This is a genomic window from Enterobacter sp. BIDMC 26 (assembly GCF_000534435.1).
Lineage (GTDB): Bacteria > Pseudomonadota > Gammaproteobacteria > Enterobacterales > Enterobacteriaceae > Enterobacter > Enterobacter ludwigii.
Map to the genome: position 1 here is coordinate 3,597,610 of NZ_KI973182.1, position 24,206 is coordinate 3,621,815.

At 56.2% G+C, this 24,206-nt stretch carries 16 protein-coding genes; 3 read left to right on the forward strand and 13 right to left on the reverse strand.

Going from position 1 to position 24,206, the window contains the following annotated elements:
• Position 1 precedes the first annotated feature (1 nt).
• Entirely contained in the window at positions 2-2,395 is a 2,394-nt protein-coding gene (malP, locus tag L462_RS06370; protein ID WP_032679121.1) for a maltodextrin phosphorylase, read from the reverse strand.
• Positions 2,396-2,980: 585 nt separating this feature from the next.
• Here malP and malT point away from each other — a divergent pair.
• Positions 2,981-5,686, forward strand: coding sequence for an HTH-type transcriptional regulator MalT (malT, locus tag L462_RS06365; RefSeq protein ID WP_032679122.1), 2,706 nt, complete (start codon positions 2,981-2,983; stop codon positions 5,684-5,686).
• An 84-nt stretch (positions 5,687-5,770) separates the two neighbouring features.
• Here malT and L462_RS06360 read toward each other — a convergent pair whose 3' ends face one another.
• Genes L462_RS06360 through glpE form a run of 3 tightly spaced genes read right to left on the reverse strand, consistent with a single transcriptional unit; the run spans position 5,771 to position 7,756 of the window.
• The gene (locus L462_RS06360) at positions 5,771-6,529 is read right to left on the reverse strand and encodes a DeoR/GlpR family transcriptional regulator (RefSeq protein ID WP_008503060.1); all 759 of its coding nucleotides are present in this window, start codon (positions 6,527-6,529) and stop codon (positions 5,771-5,773) included.
• Between the two features lie 16 nt (positions 6,530-6,545).
• Positions 6,546-7,376, reverse strand: coding sequence for a rhomboid family intramembrane serine protease GlpG (gene glpG / locus L462_RS06355; protein WP_032679123.1), 831 nt, complete (start codon positions 7,374-7,376; stop codon positions 6,546-6,548).
• Between the two features lie 47 nt (positions 7,377-7,423).
• On the reverse strand, positions 7,424-7,756 hold the full coding sequence (gene glpE, locus L462_RS06350; RefSeq protein WP_020884562.1) for a thiosulfate sulfurtransferase GlpE: 333 nt from the start codon (positions 7,754-7,756) through the stop codon (positions 7,424-7,426).
• Between the two features lie 253 nt (positions 7,757-8,009).
• On the opposite strand from glpE, the gene glpD reads away from it, so the two are divergent.
• Complete coding sequence (glpD, locus tag L462_RS06345) at positions 8,010-9,518, forward strand: glycerol-3-phosphate dehydrogenase (protein ID WP_032679125.1); 1,509 nt, start codon at positions 8,010-8,012, stop codon at positions 9,516-9,518.
• A gap of 87 nt (positions 9,519-9,605) precedes the next feature.
• Here the strand turns inward: glpD and glgP are convergent, their stop codons facing one another.
• The 6 genes from glgP to asd all read right to left on the reverse strand — a co-directional run bounded on the left by glgP (position 9,606) and on the right by asd (position 20,309).
• A complete protein-coding gene (gene glgP, locus L462_RS06340) occupies positions 9,606-12,053 on the reverse strand; it encodes a glycogen phosphorylase (RefSeq protein WP_014171981.1) in 2,448 nt (815 codons plus the stop codon).
• An 18-nt stretch (positions 12,054-12,071) separates the two neighbouring features.
• Positions 12,072-13,505, reverse strand: a complete 1,434-nt coding sequence (glgA, locus tag L462_RS06335; protein WP_014171982.1) for a glycogen synthase GlgA — start codon at positions 13,503-13,505, stop codon at positions 12,072-12,074.
• Positions 13,505-14,800, reverse strand: a complete 1,296-nt coding sequence (gene glgC, locus L462_RS06330; RefSeq protein WP_020884559.1) for a glucose-1-phosphate adenylyltransferase — start codon at positions 14,798-14,800, stop codon at positions 13,505-13,507. The genes glgA and glgC overlap by 1 nt, the downstream gene beginning before the upstream one ends.
• 17 nt (positions 14,801-14,817) lie before the next feature.
• On the reverse strand, positions 14,818-16,791 hold the full coding sequence (gene glgX, locus L462_RS06325; RefSeq protein ID WP_032679126.1) for a glycogen debranching protein GlgX: 1,974 nt from the start codon (positions 16,789-16,791) through the stop codon (positions 14,818-14,820).
• Complete coding sequence (gene glgB / locus L462_RS06320; RefSeq protein WP_020884557.1) at positions 16,788-18,974, reverse strand: 1,4-alpha-glucan branching enzyme; 2,187 nt, start codon at positions 18,972-18,974, stop codon at positions 16,788-16,790. Before glgB ends, glgX begins: the two co-directional genes overlap by 4 nt.
• A gap of 231 nt (positions 18,975-19,205) precedes the next feature.
• Positions 19,206-20,309, reverse strand: coding sequence for an aspartate-semialdehyde dehydrogenase (asd, locus tag L462_RS06315; protein ID WP_014171986.1), 1,104 nt, complete (start codon positions 20,307-20,309; stop codon positions 19,206-19,208).
• 177 nt (positions 20,310-20,486) lie between these two features.
• On the opposite strand from asd, the gene yhgN reads away from it, so the two are divergent.
• Entirely contained in the window at positions 20,487-21,080 is a 594-nt protein-coding gene (gene yhgN / locus L462_RS06310; protein ID WP_003861574.1) for an NAAT family transporter YhgN, read from the forward strand.
• 50 nt (positions 21,081-21,130) lie between these two features.
• Here the strand turns inward: yhgN and gntU are convergent, their stop codons facing one another.
• From gntU to gntR, 3 genes are all read right to left on the reverse strand, one after another.
• Positions 21,131-22,471, reverse strand: a complete 1,341-nt coding sequence (gntU, locus tag L462_RS06305) for a gluconate transporter (protein WP_014171987.1) — start codon at positions 22,469-22,471, stop codon at positions 21,131-21,133.
• A 3-nt stretch (positions 22,472-22,474) separates the two neighbouring features.
• Positions 22,475-23,002, reverse strand: a complete 528-nt coding sequence (gene gntK / locus L462_RS06300; protein ID WP_032679128.1) for a gluconokinase — start codon at positions 23,000-23,002, stop codon at positions 22,475-22,477.
• Positions 23,003-23,128: 126 nt separating this feature from the next.
• Positions 23,129-24,124 (reverse strand): gluconate operon transcriptional repressor GntR, encoded by a 996-nt coding sequence (gntR, locus tag L462_RS06295; protein ID WP_014171989.1) that lies wholly within the window; start codon positions 24,122-24,124, stop codon positions 23,129-23,131.
• Positions 24,125-24,206: the final 82 nt, after the last annotated feature.

The following is a 24,206-nucleotide window of genomic DNA, read 5'->3' on the forward strand; positions in this document are numbered from 1 at the left end:
CTTAGCGTTTTGCCTGCCAGATACGAGCCTGATAATCACGGATTGAGCGGTCAGAACTGAACATCCCGCAGCGGGCGGTGTTCAGAATGCACGCCCGGGTCCACGCTTCCTGGTCGCGATACAGCACGTCGACCTGTTTTTGCGCGTCCACATAGGCCGTAAAGTCCGCCATGACCAGATACGGGTCACCGCCGTGTTTGTCCATGCTGTGCAGCATCTGGTCAAAGGCATGTTTATCGCCATCGCTGTACTTGCCGCTTTCCAGCTCTTTCAGAACCGCATCAAGAACTTTGTCTTTCTTACGCCATTTCACCGGGTCGTAACCTTTGGCTTTGAGGGCTTTCACTTCTTCGACGGTATGGCCGAAGATAAAGATGTTCTCTTCCCCCACCTTTTCGGCGATCTCGACGTTCGCGCCGTCGAGCGTACCGACGGTCAGCGCACCGTTCAGCGCCAGCTTCATGTTGCCGGTACCGGAAGCTTCTTTCCCTGCCGTGGAGATCTGCTCGGAGATATCCGCCGCCGGGATCAGCATCTCAGCTGCAGAGACGCAGTAGTCCGGCAGGAACACCACCTTCAGCTTGTCACCCACTTTCGGATCGTTATTGATGGCCGCGGCCACTTTATTAATGGCGAGGATAATGTTTTTCGCCAGGTAGTAGCCCGGTGCGGCTTTCGCCCCAAACAGGAACACGCGCGGTACGCGGTCAGCCTGCGGGTTCTCGCGGATCTCTTTATACAGCGCCAGAATATGCAACAGGTTCAGGTGCTGGCGTTTGTACTCATGCAGACGTTTGATCTGAATATCGAAAATGGCGTTCGGGTTGATCTCAATCCCGGTACGCGCTTTGACAAAATGCGCCAGACGCACTTTGTTTTCGAGCTTAATGGCGCGGTACTGCTCGCGGAATGCCGCGTCGTCGGCATACTTTTCCAGATTGATAAGCTGGTCCAGATCGTTGGCCCACTCTTTCTTCAGGGTTTTGTCCAGCAGGCCAGCCAGCAGCGGGTTGCACTGCTTAATCCAGCGACGCGGCGTGATGCCGTTAGTCACGTTATGGAATTTGGTCGGCCACAGCTGGTGGTATTCCGGGAACAGGTCTTTCACCACCAGATCCGAGTGCAGCGCCGCCACACCGTTCACCGCAAAACCGCTTACCACGCACATGTTCGCCATGCGCACCTGTTTGTCATGTACCACAGCCAGCTTCGCCCACACCGCTTTGTCGCCCGGCCAGGTTTTATCCACTTGCTTTTTAAACGCGTCGTTAATCTTGTTGATGATCTGCATATGACGCGGCAGCAGGGCTTTCACCAGCTTCTCATCCCAGCACTCCAGCGCTTCAGGCATCAGGGTGTGGTTGGTGTAGGCAAACGTACGGCTGGTGATCGCCCACGCGTCATCCCAGCTCAGCTGGTGCTCGTCAATCAGCACGCGCAGCAGTTCAGGAATCGCAATTGTCGGGTGCGTATCGTTAAGCTGGATCACTTCGAAGTCCGGCAGCTGCGCCAGCTTGCGGCCCGCCAGGTGATGACGACGCAGAATATCCGCAATGGAACAGGCACACTGGAAGTACTGCTGCAACAGACGCAGTTTCTTGCCCGCCAGATGGTTGTCGTTCGGGTAAAGGACTTTGGTCAGTTTCTCGGCGTCGATCCCCTGCTGCTCGGCACGCAGGAAATCGCCGTCGTTGAATTTGGTCAGGTTGAAGGGATGAGCATGCTTTGCCTGCCACAGACGCAGCGGTTGCGCCACGCCGTTACGGTAGCCCAGCACCGGCAGATCCCAGGCTTCGCCGGTCAGGGTAAACGCAGGCTCCCACAGCCCCTGCTTCGTGACTTTACCACCAATGCCCACCTGCACATCAAGCTGTGCATTGTGGCGGAACCAGGGGTAAGTATTGCGGTGCCAGTCATCCGGCGCTTCCATCTGATGACCATCAGCAAACGACTGACGGAACAGGCCGTACTGGTAGTTCAAACCGTAGCCAATGGCCGACTGACCGACGGTGGCCATCGAGTCAAGGAAACAGGCCGCCAGACGTCCCAGACCACCGTTACCCAGCGCCGGGTCAATCTCTTCTTCCAGCAGGTCGGTCAGGTTAATGTCATGCTCTTTCAGCACATCACCCACCTCCTGATACCAGCCGAGGTTCAGCAGGTTGTTACCTGTCAGACGGCCAATCAGGAACTCCATTGAGATGTAGTTAACGTGGCGCTGGTCTTTCGCCGGTTTTGCCAACGGTTGAGCATCCAGCTGCTCCGCGAGCGCACCGCTCACTGCCTGCCACCACTGGTGAGGCGTCATCTCGTTTGCAGCGTGAAGGCCAAAACGCTGCCACTGACGCGTCAGGGCAGCCTGGAATTGAGCTTTGTTAAAGGTAGGCTGTGACATAGGGAATTGGCATCCTGTAGAGAGAAAACACATGTTGGCGCTAGTGTGCCAGGCTCATTTCGCCTCTTCCTCATCCCGCAGGGGATTAGGCAGGGAGGAGTAGCGGGGATGAGCATAAAAGTGTGATCAAGGCCACTCTGAGAGCATAGTGCGAGTGTGCCAGGAAGAAAAAAAGATAACCGGGGAGAATGTCAAAAAAATGAAATACAGTTTCGGATGAAATTAATCCGCGCCGAAATGATTACTTACGCAGAATAATATTTCTGCAATGGGGCCTTACCTAAGGGGATTATTAATCTCACTCAACTTTACCCGAACTTTATTAAATTTGACGTCACTATACCTTTCTGAAACCAGTTTCAGCGTAACCGTGTGACACTGGGACAAGCCAGCGCTGACGCGGTGTTAAAGCCATTCTGGAAAAGTTCCGGTACTCGCCTGAATGTTTTGTGACAGAGTGCAAATTCAGAGCCACAAAACCCAGACATAACTTGCAATAGTTCTCTTTCTGGCCGACCTTATAGCTATTAATTACGAAGCGCAAAAAAAATAAATTCTCTCGTTCCCCACAGTGAAGTGAAAACTATGTTGATTCCGTCTAAATTAAGTCGCCCGGTTCGTCTTGACCATACAGTGGTCCGCGAGCGTCTGCTGGCTAAACTTTCCGGCGCGCATAATTTCCGACTGGCGCTGGTTACGAGCCCTGCAGGTTATGGAAAAACAACGCTCATTTCGCAATGGGCCGCAGGTAAGAGCGACCTTGGCTGGTACTCCCTTGATGAGGGCGATAACCAGCAAGAGCGTTTTGCCAGCTATCTGATTGCTGCCATTCAGCAGGCAACCAACGGACACTGCGTCGCCAGTGAGGTCATGGTGCAAAAGCGCCAGTACGCCAGCCTGTCTTCCCTTTTCTCACAGCTGTTTATCGAACTGGCCGAATGGCATCGCCCGCTGTACGTGGTGATTGATGATTATCATCTCATCACTAACCCGGTTATCCATGAATCGATGCGTTTCTTCCTGCGTCATCAGCCGGAAAACCTGACCCTGGTCGTGCTGTCGCGTAACCTGCCACAACTGGGCATTGCCAACCTGCGCGTGCGCGATCAGCTACTGGAAGTCGGCAGCCAGCAGCTGGCCTTTACCCATCAGGAAGCCAAACAGTTCTTTGACTGTCGACTGAACTCGCCAATTGAGGCCTCCGAAAGCAGCCGCCTGTGTGATGATGTCGCCGGCTGGGCGACGGCGCTGCAGCTGATTGCTCTCTCTGCCCGGCAAAATAACAGCCCGACGCACCAGTCTGCGCGTCGCCTGGCGGGGATTAACGCGAGCCATCTTTCTGATTATCTCGTCGACGAAGTGCTGAACAGCGTTGATCCGTCGACCCGAAATTTCCTGCTCAAAAGTTCTCTGCTGCGTTCCATGAACGACGCGCTGATCGTGCGCGTGACCGGCTGTGAAAACGGTCAGCTGCAGCTGGAAGAGATTGAACGCCAGGGCCTGTTCCTGACCCGAATGGACGATCCCGGTGAGTGGTTCAGCTATCACCCACTGTTCGGCAGCTTCCTGCGCCAGCGCTGTCAGTGGGAGCTTGCGACGGAACTGCCGGAAATCCATCGCGCCGCCGCCGAAAGCTGGATGGCGCAAGGTTTCCCGAGCGAGGCGATTCACCACGCGCTTGCCGCCGGTGATGCCGGCATGCTGCGCGATATCCTCCTTAACCACGCATGGGGCTTGTTTAACCACAGCGAGCTGACGTTGCTTGAAGAGTCACTGAAAGCCCTGCCGTGGGAGAGCCTGCTGGAGAATCCGCGCCTGGTGCTGCTGCAGGCCTGGCTGATGCAGAGCCAGCATCGCTACAGTGAAGTAAATACCCTGCTGGCACGTGCCGAGCAGGAGATGGAAAGCGATATGGATGCCACCCTGCACGGCGAATTCAACGCCCTGCGAGCGCAGGTGGCGATTAACGACGGTGATCCGGAAGAGGCAGAGCGCCTGGCGATGGTTGCGCTGGATGAACTGCCGCTGGCCAATTTCTACAGCCGTATTGTGGCCACCTCGGTACACGGTGAAGTTCTGCACTGCAAAGGCGAGCTGACGCGCTCCCTTTCGCTCATGCAACAAACTGAACAGATGGCCCGCCGCCACGATGTCTGGCATTACGCGCTGTGGAGCCTGATCCAGCAAAGTGAAATTTTGTTTGCGCAGGGGTTCCTGCAGGCCGCCTGGGAAAATCAGGAAAAGGCCTTCCAGCTGATTCGTGAGCAGCATCTGGAACAGCTGCCGATGCACGAGTTCCTGCTGCGCATTCGTGCACAGCTTCTTTGGGCATGGTCGCGTCTGGATGAAGCGGAAAGCTGCGCCCGTCAGGGTGTGGACGTTCTCTCCAGCTTCCAGCCACAGCAGCAATTGCAGTGTCTGGCGCTGCTGGTCCAGTGCTCGCTGGCGCGTGGCGATCTTGATAACGCCCGCAACCACCTTAACCGTCTGGAAAACCTGCTCGGTAACGGTCAGTACCACAGCGACTGGGTGTCCAACGCCGATAAGGTGCGGGTGATTTACTGGCAGATGACCGGCGACAAAAAATCCGCCGCCAACTGGTTACGTCAGACCCCTAAACCGGAATTTGCCAACAACCACTTCCTGCAGAGCCAGTGGCGCAACATTGCCCGCGTCCAGATCCTGCTCGGTGAATTAGACCCTGCCGAAATCGTGCTGGAAGAGCTTAATGAAAACGCCCGCAGCCTGCGTCTGATGAGCGATCTCAACCGCAACCTGCTTCTGCTGAACCAGCTTTACTGGCAGGCGGGCCGCAAAAACGATGCCCAGCGCGTCCTGCTGGAAGCGCTGCAGCTGGCGAACCGCACCGGGTTTATCAGCCACTTTGTCATTGAAGGTGAAGTGATGGCCCAGCAGCTGCGACAGTTGATTCAACTCAATACGCTGCCAGAGCTGGATCAGCATCGTGCCCAGCGTATTCTGCGCGAGATTAACCAGCACCATCGCCATAAGTTTGCGCACTTTGATGAGAACTTCGTGGAACGTCTGCTGAACCATCCGGAAGTACCGGAACTGATCCGCACCAGCCCGCTCACTCAGCGCGAATGGCAGGTGCTGGGGCTGATCTACTCAGGCTACAGCAACGAGCAGATCGCCGGTGAACTGGCGGTGGCGGCGACGACCATCAAAACCCATATCCGCAATCTCTATCAGAAGCTGGGCGTCGCCCATCGTCAGGATGCGGTGCAGCATGCACAGCAGCTGCTGAAGATGATGGGGTACGGCGTGTAATTCCGGTGCGCGTGGGTGCCCTCACCCGGGCCTGTTTTGCAGAAACTAAAAACGGCAACCTTCGGTTGCCGTTTTGCTTTTACGTCAGCACAGTTCCAGCTGCAGATTATTATCCTTAATCACCTGCATCACGCCTGCCGGCGGCATCACGTCGGTATAAACCGCATCAACCATGCTGATGCTGCCCATATTCACCATCGCGTTACGGCCAAACTTGGAGTGGTCCACCACGAGCATAACGTGGCGTGAATTCTCAATAATCGCGCGCTTGGTGCGGACTTCATGATAATCAAACTCCAGCAGGGAGCCATCGCTGTCGATACCGCTGATCCCGAGAATGCCGAAATCGAGACGGAACTGAGAGATAAAGTCGAGCGTCGCTTCACCGATGATGCCGCCGTCGCGGCTGCGTAACTCGCCGCCCGCAAGAATGATGCGGAAATCGTCTTTCTGCATCAGGGTATTCGCGACATTCAGGTTATTGGTCACGACGCGCAGGTTTTCATGATCCAGCAGCGCATGGGCGACCGCTTCCGGCGTGGTGCCGATATCAATAAACAGCGTCGCCCCGTTAGGGATCTGGCTGGCGACTTTCCGCGCAATGCGCTCTTTCTCCGCCGTTTGCGTGGCTTTACGGTCATGCCATGAGGTATTGACCGAGCTGGACGGCAGCGCCGCCCCGCCGTGGTGGCGCAGAATACGGTTTTGATCGGCAAGGTCGTTCAGGTCACGACGAATGGTCTGCGGGCTGACGGCAAACTGCTCGACCAGCTCTTCGGTGCTGACATATCCCTGTTTTTTAACCAGTTCGATAATGGCGTCATGACGTTGTGTTTGTTTCATCAATTATCCCTGAGAATTATGTTCGTTTTCGCGCATGGAGCGTGTCGGCAAACGCCATCGCCAGCCCAACGGCCAGCCCGGTGACGTGTGCACCATTGGCGATAGACATACCAAACAGATCAAACCATCCGGCAATTAGCCATATTAACGCAAAGGTTATTAACCCGCGTTGCAGATAGATGCCACTTTCAGGATCGCGCTCACCTCTGAGCCAGACATAGCCCATCAGGGCATACACAACACCTGATAATCCGCCAAACCACGGGCCGCTGAATTTGTGCTGCACATAGCCACTCAACAGGGCACTGATGACGGTGATCACAATCAGCTTCCCGCTGCCAAGACGCTTCTCGACGGCACCGCCAAGGTACCACCACCACAGCAGGTTAAAGAGAATATGCATCACCGAGAAGTGCATCAGCGCGTGGGTAAAATAGCGCCAGACGTCAACGTCCAGTGAAGGGTCATAGGGCCATGCCAGGGCGATCATGACGCTCTGGTCGCCGACCACGTTCATCATAATGAACACGATAATGCAGGCCGCCATCAGCAGCAGCGTAAACGGACCCGCGCGTTCGCGCACGGTGGCAAAGAAGGGAAAACGACGATAGTGCAGCCCGCTGCCCGTCTGGCCTGATTGCCAGCTTGCGGCCAGATAGCGCGGGTCGCCAGGGTTCTCAAGGAATCGCGCCAGCTCCTCATTTACCCTCGCGGCCTGGCTCTCGTCGGCCAGCCACACATCGGTCTGATGATGTTGCTGGATGGTCAGAATAACGCCCTGCGTCGCCATATAGTCGACAAACGCCTGGGCGACGCGCGGGTTGGTAAAAGAGGTGATCATCAACATGGGCAGCCGTCGCTTATTTCCACACAAAAGGGGACAGTATAGCGGTATCAGCGCTCAAACGCGTATTCAACTTCTGCCGGGAAATGACGATGCCAGGCATCGAAGCCGCCATCGACGCTGTAAACCGCATCGTAGCCCTGCTGAAGCAGGTACTGCGCTGCACCTTTACTGCTGTTGCCGTGGTAGCACATGACCATCACCGGCGTGTCGAAATCGTTATCGCGCATAAACGCGCCCAGGGAGTCGTTGGTCAGGTGGAACGCGCCTGGCGTGTGGCCCATCGCAAAGCTCTGTGGATCGCGGATGTCCACCAGCACAGCCGTTCCCTGGTGCATTTTCTGATGGGCTTCTTCTACGTTAATACATTCAAACTGATCCATGGTGCTCTCATCTTATATTCAGGTGTGGTGCGCTTCCTCTCACCCCCCACTCTCTCCTGAAGTGAGAAGGATGGGCGAGGGCATCAAGCGGCACTATTTTACCCCGTAGTGTACGTCCTGGCGGCGGGTAAACGCCATTATGTTATCCATATCACTCTAAATTGTTTTTTTGATGTTACCAAAAGCACGTTCCTTTGCTATTATGAGCGATATCGAACATTTCTGAGCTTTAACGAAAGTGCGTGAGGGTGTTATGGAAACCAAAGATCTGATTGTGATAGGCGGTGGCATCAACGGTGCCGGGATTGCGGCCGATGCTGCAGGACGCGGTTTATCCGTGCTGATGCTGGAAGCTAACGATCTCGCCTGCGCGACCTCGTCCGCCAGCTCCAAACTGATCCACGGTGGCCTGCGCTACCTGGAACACTACGAATTCCGCCTGGTCAGCGAAGCCCTGGCCGAACGTGAAGTGCTGCTGAAAATGGCCCCGCATCTGGCGATTCCGATGCGCTTTCGCCTGCCCCACCGCCCGCATCTGCGTCCGGCGTGGATGATTCGAATCGGTCTGTTTATGTACGATCATCTGGGCAAACGTACCAACCTGCCAGGATCGACCGGTTTGCGTTTTGGCTCAGAATCGGTCCTTAAACCTGAAATCGTGCGCGGATTCGAATATTCCGACTGCTGGGTAGACGATGCGCGTCTGGTCCTTGCCAATGCGCAGATGGTGGTGAAAAAGGGCGGCGAGGTGAAAACCCGCACCCGCGCCACGGCTGCCCGTCGTGAAAACGGCCTGTGGATTGTTGAAGCGGAAGACGTGGATACCGGCGAGAAGTTCAGCTGGAAAGCGCGCGGCCTGGTGAACGCCACCGGGCCGTGGGTGAAACAGTTCTTTGATGAGGGAATGCACCTGCCTTCGCCGTACGGCATCCGCCTGATCAAAGGCAGCCACATTGTCGTGCCACGCGTGCATACCCAGAAGCAGGCCTATATCCTGCAAAACGAAGATAAACGTATCGTGTTTGTGATCCCGTGGATGGACGAGTTCTCCATCATCGGCACCACCGACGTGGAGTACAAAGGCGATCCGAAAAATGTCGAGATCGACGAAAGTGAAGTCAGCTACCTGCTGAAAGTGTATAACGCGCACTTCAAAAAACAGCTGGCACGCGATGACGTGGTCTGGACTTACTCCGGCGTGCGTCCGCTGTGTGATGACGAATCGGACTCACCGCAGGCTATCACCCGCGATTATACGCTGGATATTCATGACGTGGACGGCCAGGCACCGCTGCTGTCGGTCTTTGGCGGCAAGCTCACTACCTATCGTAAGCTGGCCGAACACGCGCTGGAAAAACTGGTGCCGTACTACAAAGGCATTGGCCCGGCCTGGACTAAAGGTGCCGTATTGCCTGGCGGCGATATCGGGGATAACCGCGATGATTATGCCGCGAAACTGCGCCGTCGCTACCCGTTCATCACCGAAGGGATGGCGCGTCACTACGCCCGTACCTACGGCAGTAATACGGAATGGATCCTGGGTGAAGCCAAAACGCTTGCCGACCTGGGTGAACATTTCGGTCACGAACTTTACGAAGCCGAACTGCGCTATCTGGTTGAAAACGAGTGGGTGCGCCGCCTGGATGATGCCATCTGGCGTCGTACCAAAGAAGGGATGTGGCTGGATGCCGAGCAGCAGTCGCGCGTGGCGCAGTGGCTGGCGCAGAACGCGGGAAAGCGTGAGCTGTCATTAGCATCATGATGTAAAAAAGCCCGGTGGCGTTACGCTTCCCGGGCCTGCAGATCGCATAAGCCGGGTCAGGCGAAGCCGCCACCCGGCTCTGTTTTTTTATAACCGCACGGGATCGATATGCCAGATAGTTTCAGCGTATTCTTTGATAGTACGGTCTGATGAGAAATAGCCCATATTGGCGATGTTATGCATCGCGGCGCTGGTCCACTTCTCCTGCTGACGGTACAACTCGTCCACGTTGTCCTGGCAGTCGACATAGCTGCGATAATCCGCCAGCACCTGATAGTGGTCACCAAAGTTAATCAGTGAATCGACCAGATCGCGATAGCGGCTCGGCTCTTCAGGGTTAAACACGCCGGTGGCGATTTGCGTCAACACCTGGCGCAGCTCTTCATCTTCTTCGTAGTACTCGCGCGGCGAGTAGCCCTTCCTGCGAAGCGCCTCCACCTCCTCCGTCGTGTTACCGAAGATAAAGATATTCTCTGCCCCGACATGCTCCAGCATCTCAACGTTCGCACCATCCAGCGTACCGATGGTCAGTGCGCCATTCAGGGCAAACTTCATATTACTGGTGCCGGAGGCTTCCGTACCGGCCGTGGAAATCTGCTCAGACAGGTCCGCCGCAGGAATGATCAGCTGCGCCAGACTCACACTGTAGTTCGGGACAAAGACCACCTTCAGCTTGTCACCGATATCCGGATCGTTGTTGACCACCTTCGCCACATCATTGATGAGATGAATAATGTGCTTCGCCATGTAGTATGCCGACGCCGCCTTACCGGCAAAGATTTTCACCCGTGGCACCCAGTCGGCCGTTGGGTCGGCTTTGATGCGATTGTAGTGCGTGATCACGTGCAGCACGTTCATAAGCTGTCGCTTGTACTCATGGATACGCTTGATTTGCACATCAAACAACGCTTTCGGGTTGGCCACCACGTTCAGGTGCAGCGCAAGATACACCGACAGCCGCTTCTTGTTCAGAAGCTTGGCTTCACGCACGGCTTTGTTCACCGCCGGGAAATCCAGGTGCTGTTCAAGCTCGCCCAGCTGACTCAAATCGGTACGCCAGGTGCGGCCAATATGTTCGTCCAGGACGTCGGAGAGCGGCTGGTTAGCCAGCGCCAGCCAGCGACGCGGGGTAACACCGTTCGTCACGTTGCAAAAACGCGTCGGGAAGATCTTCGCGAAATCAGCAAACAGCGACTGCACCATCAGGTTCGAGTGCAGTCCGGAAACCCCGTTCACCTTGTGGCTGATCACCACCGCCAGCCAGGCCATACGCACGCGGCGACCGTTGGATTCATCAATGATTGAAGCCCGGCTCAGCAGGCCAGTATCGTTCGGATACTGCTCCTGCAGCGTCTTCAGGAAGTAGTCGTTAATCTCAAAGATAATCTGCAGATGGCGCGGCAAAATTTTACCGAGCATGTCGACCGGCCAGGTTTCCAGCGCTTCGCTCATCAGGGTGTGGTTGGTGTACGAGAAGACCTGGCAGGTCACTTCAAACGCATCATCCCAGCTGAATTTGTGCTCGTCGATCAGCAGACGCATAAGCTCGGGGATCGAAAGCACCGGGTGGGTGTCGTTGAGGTGAATGGCGGTTTTTTCCGCCAGGTTACTGTAGGTTTTGTGCAGCTGATAGTGACGGCTCAGGATGTCCTGAATCGTCGCGGACACAAGGAAATACTCCTGACGCAGACGCAGTTCGCGTCCGGAATAGGTCGAGTCATCCGGATAAAGCACGCGGGAGACGTTTTCAGAGTGGTTTTTATCTTCCACCGCCGCAAAATAGTCGCCCTGGTTGAATTTACCGAGGTTGATTTCGCTACTGGCCTGGGCGCTCCACAGGCGCAGGGTGTTGGTGGCATCGGTGTCGTAGCCGGGGATAATCTGGTCATAGGCCACGGCCAGGATCTCTTCCGTCTCAACCCAGCGGGATTTTTTTCCCTCCTGCTGAATACGGCCACCAAAGCGCACTTTGTAGCGCGTGTTGTGTCGTTTGAATTCCCACGGGTTGCCGTACTCAAGCCAGTAGTCCGGAGACTCTTTCTGTCGGCCTTCCACAATGTTCTGCTTGAACATGCCGTAGTCGTAGCGAATCCCGTAGCCGCGGCCCGGCAGGGCCAGCGTCGCCAGCGAGTCCAGGAAACAGGCGGCCAGACGCCCCAGGCCGCCGTTACCGAGGCCCGGGTCGTTCTCTTCGTCAATCAGCTCTTCTAAATCTAACCCCATCTCTTCCAGTGCGGTTTTGACGTCGTCATAGATACCGAGCGACAACAGCGCATTGGACAGCGTGCGGCCAATCAAAAATTCCATCGACAGGTAATAAACCTGCCGCGTTTCCTGCGAGAGCTGGGCGCGGTTAGAGCGCAGCCAGCGTTCCACTAAGCGGTCACGCACGGCAAACAGCGTGGCGTTCAGCCACTCGTGTTTGTTGGCGATGACCGGGTCTTTCCCGATGGTGAACATCAGCTTATAGGCGATAGAGTGCTTTAACGCCTCAACGCTGAGCGTGGGTGAAGAATAGCTAAAAGGAGCATTCATATCAGTAACTTCGCCTCGTTACATCAAGCGTTGATAAAGGTCGCGGTATGACTGCGCCGCAACGTGCCAGCCAAAGTCCAGAGACATCGCCTGACGCTGAACGTAACGCCACAGAGATGGACGGGACCACAAGACGAAAGCACGCCGAATCGCCCGCAGCAGCGACCAGGCATTACTGTCCTCAAAGACAAACCCGCTGGCGATACCGTCCGCAAGGTTTTCCAGAGAACTGTCCGATACGGTATCCGCCAGCCCGCCGGTACGACGTACCAGCGGCAGCGTGCCGTATTTCAGGCCATAGAGCTGCGTCAGGCCACACGGTTCGAAACGACTCGGCACCAGAATGACGTCAGCACCGCCCATAATCCGGTGCGAAAACGCTTCGTGATAGCCAATCTGCACCCCTACCTGCCCGGGGTGTTCCGCCGCTGCCGCAAGGAAACCTTCCTGCAGCACCGGGTCGCCGGCACCGAGCAGCGCCAGTTGTCCCCCCTGCTCCAGTAAGCCCGGCAGCGCCTCCAGCACTAAATCCAGCCCTTTCTGGCTGGTCAGACGGCTGACGACCGCGAACAGCGGCACTTTATCGTTCACCTTCAGCCCCATCGCAATCTGCAGCTGGCGTTTGTTTTCCGCTTTGTCTTCCACGGAATCGCGGCCATAGCGTGCCGCCAGCAGAAGATCGGTCTCCGGATTCCAGATCTGCTCATCAACGCCGTTGAGGATCCCCGACAGGCGGCCCTCACGATGGCGCTGTCGCAGCAACCCTTCCAGACCGTTACCAAACTCCGGCTGGGTAATTTCCCGGGCGTAGGTCGGGCTCACGGCCGTAATGTGATCGGCGTAGTAGATGCCGGCTTTCAGGAACGAAATCTGCCCGTTAAACTCCAGCCCGTGCATGTTATAGAACGACCATGGCAGATCGATGTCATTCATGTGATGGGCATAGTACATGCCCTGATACGCCAGGTTGTGAACGGTAAAGACCGATTTCGCCGGGTGGCCGCGCGCCGCCAGATACGCCGGTGCAAGCCCGGCGTGCCAGTCGTGAGCGTGTACCACATTCGGGCGCCAGAACGGATCCAGCCCGGTTGCCATTTCAGCACCGACCCAGCCGAGCAGTGCGAAACGCAGCACGTTGTCGGTATAGGCGAACAGGTTCGTATCGTGATACGGGCTACCCGGTCGATCGTATAAATGCGGCGCATCAATCAGGTAAATGCCTACGCCATTGTAATGTCCAAACAGCAGGGTGATGCGTCCGGCGAAGGTTTCACGACGAGTGACCACCTTTGCATCTGGAATACCACGCCGGATATCCGGAAAAGCGGGCAACAGAACTCGGGTATCTACACCCCCGGCGATTTGCGCCGCAGGCAATGCGCCAAGAACATCCGCCAGACCGCCCGTTTTTAACAACGGGAACATCTCAGAACATACATGTAAAACCTGCATTATCGCTCCTGTTTGACCTGCAGCTTCCGCAACATTTCCCGTGTTACTAACACGATCCCCTCTTCCGAACGGTAGAAACGACGCGCGTCTTCTTCCGCATTTTCACCAATCACCATGCCTTCAGGTATGACGCAGGCACGGTCGATAACGCAACGGCGCAGACGGCATGAGCGTCCGACCCAGACATCCGGCAGCAGTACCGCCGAATCGATATTACAGAATGAGTTCACGCGCACGCGGGGGAACAGCACCGACTGCACCACCACCGATCCCGAGATAATGCATCCGCCGGACACCAGCGAGTTCAGCGTCATGCCGTGACTGCCGGAGCGGTCCTGAACGAATTTCGCCGGCGGCAGCGATTCCATGTGGGTACGGATTGGCCAGTTCTGGTCGTACATATCCAGTTCAGGCGTCACCGACGCGAGATCGAGGTTTGCCTTCCAGTAGGCCTCCAGCGTTCCGACGTCGCGCCAGTAAGGTTCAGCATTCGGATCAGACTGCACGCAGGACAACGGGAAGGGATGTGCATACGCCATGCCAGCTTTGGTAATTTTCGGAATGATATCTTTGCCGAAGTCGTGGCTGGAGTTTTCGTCTTTGTCGTCTTCTTCCAGCAGCGCGTAAAGATAATCGGCATCAAAGACATAGATCCCCATGCTGGCGAGCGATTTGGTATCGTCCCCTGGCATTGTCGGTGGGTTCGCCGGTTTTTCGACAAAATCGATAATCTTGTCGTCGGCGTCGACGTGCATCACCCCAAATGCCGTCGCCTCAGCAACAGGCACGGGCAGGCATGCCACGGTGCAACGCGCCCCTTTTTCGACGTGGTCGATGAGCATGTGGGAGTAGTCTTGCTTGTAGATATGATCGCCCGCGAGGATCACGATGTATTCCGCGTTATAACGACGAATAATGTCGAGGTTTTGCGTCACCGCATCCGCCGTCCCGCGATACCAGTTCTCACCGTGAACGCGCTGCTGGGCAGGCAGAAGATCGACAAACTCATTCATCTCTTCACTGAAGAATGACCAGCCGCGCTGGATGTGCTGCACCAGAGTATGCGACTGATACTGCGTAATGACGCCAATGCGGCGAATGCCTGAGTTCAGGCAGTTGGAGAGCGCAAAGTCGATAATACGGAACTTACCACCAAAGTGGACGGCAGGTTTGGCGCGTTTGATGGTCAAATCTTTCAGACGAGTACCACGCCCGCCTGCGAGTATCAGGGCAACAGTTTTTAATGGTAGCTGGCGTGCCAACATTAAGGGATCGTTCTTCTCTAATCTAACCATGACTAACTCCTTTTTTATCATCTTTGGAATACGCACACTCCGTGCGCAGGCCCGTGCCAGACAGCCATTACTACCGGATTATCCGCTCCGGCAAATGGGGGAACAGCGCGCCATTCCCCGTCAGGTAAAACAATCTCAGCGACGTCATCCGTCGCGTTCAGCGTGACCAGCCACCTCTCCGAAAGCAGGATTTGCAGGCGTGGTACGCCGTGTTGCCACTCTTGCGCGCTTAAGGGTTGCGCGTCTTGATTCAGCCAGCGGACATTACCGTCGCCCTCTTCCCACCAGCGATCGGCGGTGAGCGCGGGAATTTGCTGGCGAAGATGGATCAGCGCAGCGGTAAAGTGAATCAACCCGCTGTTCGCTTCACCCCAGTCGAGCCAGGTCAACGTGTTGTCCTGGCAATACGCATTGTTGTTACCATGCTGACTGTGACCATGTTCATCGCCTGCCAGCAGCATCGGCGTGCCCTGCGACAATAACAGCGTTGTCAGCAGCGCATGCACGCTGGCGCGTCGCCGCTCGATAACATCAAGGCTTCCGCCTAACCCTTCTATACCATGATTGAAGCTATGGTTATTGTTAGTGCCATCGCGATTCTCCTCGCCGTTCGCTTCATTGTGTTTCTGATTGAAACAAACGCAGTCCCGGAGCGTAAAACCGTCGTGCGCCGTCAGCAGGTTGATCGTCGCAGACGGTCGTTTGCCATCGCGCTTAAAAAGATCGCTGGACCCGGCAAAGCGTCCGGCGAACTCCCCCAGCGACAGATTCCGTTCCAGCCAGAAGCGGCGCGCGGCATCGCGATAGTGATCGTTCCACTCGGCAAACAGGGGCGGGAAATTCCCGACCTGATACCCCCCTTCACCGATGTCCCACGGCTCGGCAATGAGCTTCACCTGTGACAGCACCGGACAGTTTTTGATCGCTTCAAACAGCGGCGCCTGCTGGCTGAAGGCCGGCGTACGCCCCATAACGGGTGCCAGATCAAAACGAAAACCGTCGACGTGGAACGTGTCCACCCAGTACTTCAGGCATTCATACGCGAAATGCATGACCGCCGGGTGGCTGAGATTGAGCGTGTTACCGCAACCGGTCCAGTTGAAGTAATCGCCATCGTCCCTGATCCAATAATAGCTACGGTTATCAATTCCGCGCATGGAGAGCGTCGGTCCATCGAGATCGCTTTCCGCACTGTGGTTCAGTACCACGTCCAGAATGACCTCAATACCTGCCGCATGAAGCGCCTTTACCGCATCACGAAACTCGTCCTGCGCCTTGTCCGGATGAGCGGCATAGCGGGGTTCGAGCGCAAACATCGCCAGCGGGTTGTAGCCCCAGTAGTTACTGAGCCCCAGCCGCTGCAGACGAGGTTCACTGGCAAAATGCGCGACGGGCAACAGCTCCAGGGCCGTGATCCCGAGGTGCTTGAGGTAGGCAATCATGGTCGGATGACCGAGCGCCTTGTAGGTGCCGCGCATCTCTTTCGGGATCGACGGATGCAGATACGTCAGCCCTTTGACATGCGCCTCGTAGATAACGGTGTTGCCCCACGGCGTGCGCGGCGGGGCATCGTCTTCCCAGTCGTAGAGATCGTTCACCACCACGCTTTTAGGCGCCACGGGGGCGCTGTCGCGGTGGTCGGGTTCACCGTAGCCGACATGGAAAATAGGGTCGTCTTTAAACTCGCCATCCACGCGGTGCGCACACGGATCGATCAGCAGCTTCGCCGGGTTAAACCAGTGCCCCTGCGCAGGTGCCCACGGGCCGTGTACGCGATAGCCGTAGTGCATTCCTGGCCGTCCCCCGGCCAGGTAGCCGTGCCAGGTATCTCCTGTGCGAGACGGCAGGTCGTAACGATGTTCATTACCCTCGCCGTCAAATACGCACAGTTCAACCCGCTCCGCATGGGCAGAAAAGAGCGTGAAATTCACCCCCTTTCCATCAAAACGTGCCCCGAGCGGTTCGGGTTTACCTGCCGTAAGCTGGGTCATTCCCCCTCCCGGATCAGCCAGATGGTACTGAGCGGCGGTAGCGTAAGGCTCAGGGAATTCGGTCGCCCGTGGCTTTCAATGGCATCGCTTTGCACCAGACCACCGTTACCGGCATTGCTGCCGTGGTAGTGCGTGGAATCGGTATTCAGGATTTCACGCCACTTGCCGGCCTGGTTAATCCCGAAGCGATAATGATGGCGCGGTACAGGGGTAAAGTTGCTGGCGACGATAATTTCGTTGCCGGCTTTATCCCGCCGCACAAAGACAAACACCGAGCGCTCATGGTCATCCACCACCAGCCACTCGAAACCGTACGGGTCAAAATCAAGCTCATGCAGGGCTTTGTGGTGACGGTAGGTCAGGTTAAGGTCCCGCACCAGACGCTGTACGCCGTGGTGCCAGTTGTCGCCCCCTTCCAGCAGATGCCAGTCGAGGCTGGTGTCGTGGTTCCACTCGCGCCCCTGGGCGAACTCATTGCCCATAAACAGCAGTTTTTTACCCGGGAAGGCGAACATCCAGCCGTAGTAGGCGCGCAGGTTGGCGAACTTCTGCCATGCATCGCCCGGCATGCGGTCGAGAATGGATTTTTTGCCATGCACCACTTCGTCATGCGACAGCGGCAGCATGAAGTTCTCGGTGTAGTTGTAGAGCAGCCCGAAGGTGAGCTTGTCATGGTGATACTGGCGGTAGACGGGATCCAGCTTCATGTAGTCGAGCGTGTCGTGCATCCACCCCAGGTTCCATTTGTACCAGAACCCCAGTCCGCCGGTTGACGGTGGACGGGAGACGCCAGGGAAGTCGGTGGACTCTTCCGCCATCGTCACCGCACCTTCTACCTGCTCGCCGATAATACGGTTGGTGTTGCGCAGAAACTCAATCGCTTCCAGGTTTTCACGGCCGCCATACTCGTTCGGGATCCACTCGCCTTCTTTGCGGCTGTAGTCGCGGTAGATCATCGACGCCACGGCATCAACGCGCAGGGCATCAATGCCAAAGCGCTCAATCCAGTACAGCGCATTGCCCACGAGGTAGTTTGCCACTTCACGACGACCGTAGTTGTAGATCAGCGTGTTCCAGTCCTGGTGATAGCCTTCGCGCGGGTCGCTGTGCTCGTACAGCTTAGTGCCGTCAAACTCTGAAAGACTAAAATCATCGGACGGGAAATGGCCCGGCACCCAGTCGAGGATCACGTTTAACCCGGCGGCGTGCGCGGCATTGATAAAATAGCGGAAGTCATCGCGCGTGCCGAAGCGACGCGTCGGGGCATACATCCCGGTCGGCTGATAACCCCAGCTTCCGTCGAACGGGTGTTCATTAATTGGCAGCAGCTCAAGGTGGGTAAAACCCATCCATTTCGCGTACGGAACCAGCTGGTCAGCAAGCTCCCGGTAGCTGAGCCAGAAGTTGTTATCGGTATGGCGACGCCAGGAACCGAGATGCACTTCGTAGACGGAAATTGGCGCATCAAAGCGGTTGGCCTGCTTGCGTTCTTCACTCTGGACAACTTTTTCCGGCAGGCCGCAAATCATTGACGCGGTTTCCGGACGCATTTGCGCTTCGAAGGCGTACGGGTCGGACTTAATACGCAGCTTGCCGTGCGCATCGATCATCTCGAATTTATACAGCTGGCCGTTGTGCGCGCCGGGGATAAACAGCTCCCAGATACCGCTTTCACGGCGCAGACGCATCGGGTGACGACGGCCATCCCAGTAGTTGAACTGGCCGACAACGGAGACTCGCTGGGCGTTAGGCGCCCACACGGCAAACCGCGTGCCGGTGATGCCATCCATCGTATCGGCATGGGCACCCAGCGTTTCATAAGGTCGCAGGTGGGTACCTTCAGACAGCAGCCACGCGTCCATCTCCTGTAAAAGAGGCCCAAAACTGTAGGGATCATCGATGAGATTTTGCTGACCATGCCAGATAACGGCAAGCTGATAACGAAAAGGGTTTTTACGACGGGGCATTACGCCCGAAAAGAAGCCACGAGAATCGAGGCATTCCAGATTGCCGACCTTGCGGCCGGTTTTGGGTTCGATAACCCACACTTCTGTGGCATCCGGTAACAGTGCCCGGACTTCCAGCCCGGCCTCGGTACGGTGCATCCCCAGTACGGAAAAGGGGTCGGCAAAATGACCCGCAATAAGCGCATTAATCACGTCTCTATCCACACGATCGGACATGGTATTCATCCTGTTTTTTATGTCGTCCTTTTTTAGCGCCTGGGACGACTTTAATGTGACCTGAACGGGCATCCTCTCAGCCCCGTCCTAACCTCAGGTAAGAAATAACTCTTCCTTAAAGCATAGCCAACGCTCTAAATGACTCCTGATAAAAAATAAGACATATGCGTTTTACTCCATGTAGTACGCGGAAAAGGGGGTGAAAATCACCCCCCGGGGTTTAACAAATTATTACGCCAGCTGGCGCAGCATGCGACGCAGCGGCTCGGCTGCGCCCCACAGAAGCTGGTCGCCGACGGTGAATGCAGAAAGGAACTCCGGCCCCATGTTCAGCTTACGCAGACGACCAACCGGGGTGGTCAGCGTGCCGGTGACGGCAGCCGGGGTCAATTCACGCATGGTGATGTCGCGATCGTTTGGAACCACTTTCGCCCACGGGTTGTGTGCAGCCAGCAGCTCTTCCACGGTCGGAATCGACACATCTTTTTTCAGTTTAATCGTGAAGGCCTGGCTGTGGCAGCGCAGCGCGCCGATACGTACGCACAGACCGTCAACTGGAATGGTGTTCGCGGTATTGAGTATTTTGTTGGTCTCAGCCTGACCTTTCCACTCTTCGCGGGTCTGGCCATTATCCAGCTGTTTGTCGATCCACGGGATCAGACCACCGGCCAGCGGTACACCAAAGTTATCCACCGGCAGCTCGCCGCTGCGGGTCAGCTCGGTGACTTTACGCTCGATATCGAGAATAGCGGAGGCCGGGTTTGCCAGCTCGGTCGCAACGCTGTGGTGCAACTGGCCCATCTGCGTCAGCAGCTCGCGCATATGGCGCGCACCGCCGCCGGACGCGGCCTGGTAAGTCGCCACGGAGACCCACTCCACCAGGTCCTGCGCGAACAGGCCGCCGAGGGACATCAGCATCAGGCTGACGGTGCAGTTACCGCCGACAAAGGTTTTTACGCCGTTGTTCAGGCCGTCGGTGATGACGTCCTGGTTGACCGGGTCGAGAATGATGATGGCATCGTCTTTCATGCGCAGTGAAGACGCCGCATCAATCCAGTAGCCCTGCCAGCCGCTTTCACGCAGCTTTGGATAAATTTCGTTGGTATAATCGCCGCCCTGGCAAGTGACAATAATGTCGAGTGCCTTCAGCGCTTCCAGATCGAAAGCATCCTGCAACGTACCGGTGCTGCCGCCAAAAGAAGGTGCAGCCTGGCCGAGCTGGGAAGTGGAGAAGAAGACCGGGCGGATGGCGTCAAAATCGCGCTCTTCAACCATGCGTTGCATGAGAACAGAGCCGACCATACCGCGCCAGCCGATAAAACCAACGTTTTTCATAGCATTTTTTTCCTGCAGAGGGTGTGTGCTGATTGTGCAAACCAGTATTCAACTGGGATATGCTTCACATTACAAAATGCTGCCAAAGTCGCAAGCGAAATTAATCGATGATGGCTCGCCAATCAGAAATAGCGCTAATCATCATAATAACCATAGAGAGTTTCAGGGATAATTTTAATGAGTGAAATCATATCCGCGGCGGTTTTATTGATCCTGATAATGGATCCTCTGGGCAACCTGCCTATCTTCATGTCGGTGCTGAAGCACACCGAACCCAAACGCCGTCGGGCGATCATGATCCGCGAGCTGCTTATCGCGCTGCTGGTGATGTTCATCTTCCTGTTTGCCGGTGAGAAAATCCTCGCCTTCCTGAATCTGCGTGCCGAAACGGTTTCGATTTCCGGTGGGATTATCCTGTTCCTGATAGCGATTAAGATGATTTTCCCGAGTGCCGAAGGCAGCAGCAGCGGCCTGCCCGCGGGGGAAGAGCCGTTTATTGTGCCGCTGGCGATTCCCCTTGTCGCCGGACCGACGATTCTGGCAACGCTGATGCTGCTGTCGCATCAGTACCCCAATCAGATGAGCCATCTGGTGATTGCCTTGCTGATTGCCTGGGGCGGGACGTTTATCATTCTGCTGCAGTCGTCGTTGTTCCTGCGCCTGCTGGGTGAGAAAGGCGTAAACGCGCTGGAGCGCCTGATGGGGTTGATTCTGGTGATGATGGCGACGCAGATGTTCCTGGACGGGATCCGCGCGTGGATGAAGGGCTAGGTAAAAACAAAAAAGGACAACTCACGTTGTCCTTTTGCTTTTAGCCGGGTTTAACTCAGCAGCGTAAACGCAATCATCCCGACAATGGCACCCGTCGTGCCGAGGATGGTTTCCATCAGCGTCCAGGTTTTCAGGGTTTGCGCTTCGGTCGCACCGGTAAATTTACCGAACAGCCAGAAGCCGGCGTCGTTGACGTGTGACACCACAATCGAACCGCCCGCAATACAGATTGAGAGCGCGGCCATCTGGGCACCGGAGTAGTTAAGCTGTTCAATCACCGGCATCACCAGACCCACGGCGGTTAAACATGCCACCGTCGCAGAGCCCTGGATGATACGCACCGCCGCAGCCAGTACGAAACAGGTCACCGCAATGGGCAGCCCCATGCCGGTCAGGGCTTCGCCCAGCGCCGGACCCACGCCGGAATCCACCAGCACCTGTTTGAACACGCCACCGGCACCGATCACCAGCAGAATGATACCCGCAGGCTGCAGCGCATGGCCGCAGATTTCCATCACTTTGTCTTTCGGCATGCCCTGGCGCATCGCCAGGCCGTACATCGCCACCAGACACGCCACCAGGATCGCGGTGAACGGGTGGCCGATAAACTCAAACCATTCGTACGCGGTAGACCCCACCGGCACGAAACGCGCGGCGATGGTTTTCAGCCCCACCAGCACCAGCGGCAGCAGGATCAGCGCCAGGCTGAAGCCGAAGGACGGCATTTTGCCTTCGCCAAGGTGCGGCTCGGTGACGTCATCCGGAATGTGAAGCTCAACGTAACGGCTGATGAAGTTGCCCCACAGCGGGCCGGCAATAATCATTCCCGGGATTGCCGCACACAGGCCAATCAGGATCATCCAGCCAAAATCGGCGTGCATCTGAGAAGCCAGCAGCATCGGCGCAGGCCCAGGCAGCAGGAACGCCGCCGCAGCCGCCACGCCCGCAAACAGCGGAATCACCAGCTTCACGAGGTTAGTGCCGGTATGGCGCGCCATCGAGAACGCCACGCTAATCAGCAGCACCACGGCCACTTCGAAGAACAGCGGCAGCGCACAAATCAGACCGGCGAGGCCAATCGCGTAGTGCGCACGGCTGTGTCCGAAGGATTTGAGCATTTTGACGGCAATCTGGTCGACTGCGCCCGTCTCATGCAGGATCTTGCCAAACATCGCGCCCAGCGCGACCACAATGGCCAGGAAACCCAGCGTGCCTCCCATCCCTTTTTCCATCGTCGCTGCGATCTTATCGAGCGGCATACCGGAAAAGAGACCTGCACCAATAGACACCACCATTAAGGCAACGAAAGCATGCATACGCGCTTTCATCACTAAAAACAGCAGCAGCAATACGGAACCAACTGCTGTTAAAACTAGCGTTAATGTACTCAAAACTTACTGCCTTTTATTAATGACCTCGATGGTGCTGGCAACAACACCCTCCAGTGACTGATCGATATCAACCACTAAGACGTCTTTCTCATCGTCGCCCGGCTCCTGCAACGCTTCGAACTGCGTCACCAGCATCTGGGTTTTGAAGAAGTGGCCTTTACGCGCCTTCAGACGGCTCTCAATCACCTCGAAATCGCCTTTCAGGTAGATGAAAGAGAGGTTCGGGTTGCCGTCACGCAGCAGGTCGCGGTAGGTTTTTTTCAGCGCGGAGCAGACGATCAGGGAGATCTTGTTGGTACGCTGCATCGCGAACGCGGCGTCATTCAGCGCCTGCAACCACGGTTTGCGGTCGTCATCGTTCAGCGGCTCGCCGGAGGCCATTTTCATGATATTGCTGCGCGGATGGAGGAAGTCGCCATCAAGAAACGCCGCATGAAGTTGATGCGCCACTTCGCTGGCCACGGCAGATTTACCGCTACCGGAAACGCCCATCAGGACGTAAACGTGGTGATCATGATTAGTCGTGCTCAAAGGGTGTCCCTCAGTCAATTGTTACGGGTAACAGTTATCGGTAACATTGTCCTGCTGGGGCAAAAGAGAAGCAATATCCAAACGTGCGCGAAGTGAATAAGTGTGACCCACTTCAAATTTGTCAGCTTAAATAGATCCACCCGGTGACAAGGTGAAACCTAAATCTAACATTTTCGGCGTCACCGTCTCGCCACGTATGCGCGCCAGCAGGCGTTCTGCGCCAATACGGCCCATACGTTCACGCGGTGTCAGGACGCTCGCCAGACGGGGTTCCATCACCTGGCCGATGTCGTGGCCGTGGAAACCGGCAATCGCCATATCTTCGGGGATCTTCAGCCCCAGACGCTGGCATTCGAACGCTGCACCGACCGCAAGGTCATCGTTGGTACAGAAAATACCGTCCAGTTGCGGATACTCGCGTCGTGCCTGACGCATCAGCTCAATACCCGACGTATAGGATGAAGACTGCTCAACCATCACGCTGTACGGTGTTAAACCGGCGTCGAGCATTGCCTGCTCGTATCCCTTCTGTTTGATGATAGTACGTTCATCCAGACGTGCACCCAGGTAGGCAATATGGCGATGGCCGCGGGCAATGATGGCCGCCGTCATCTGGCGCGCCGCTTCGAAGTTATCAAAGCCCACCGCAATATCGAGACACGGCGACTGGCTGTCCATCAGCTCCACCACCGGAATGCCTGCCACTTCAATCATTTTTAGCGTACGGGGGGTGTGAGTACGTTCGGTTAAAATCAGGCCGTCGATGTTCCAGGAGAGCATGGACTCAAGACGTTCTTCTTCCAGTTCCGGCTTGTACCCATAGTGAGCGAGCATGGTCTGATAGCCAAAGGCATCGGTCACGCTTTCAATGCCGCGCAACACTTCGGCAAAAACCTGGTTGGTTAAGGAAGGCAGGAGGACGCCAACCGCGCGGCTGGTCGCATTCGAAAGAATATCGGGGGCGCGGTTAGGGATATACCCCAGTTCATCGAGGGCAGCGGCAATCTTGCCACGCAACGCCACGGAAACCTGTTCCGGGTTACGTAAAAACCGGCTGACCGTCATTTTGGTCACACCGACGCGATCGGCTACATCCTGAAGTACGGGGCGTTTCTTTTTCATCGTCCTGAGAAATCGTAAGTGATAGATTTGCTCAGTTTATCACGGACAAAGCCCATCCTTCCCCTGTCAAAGGGAAGGATGG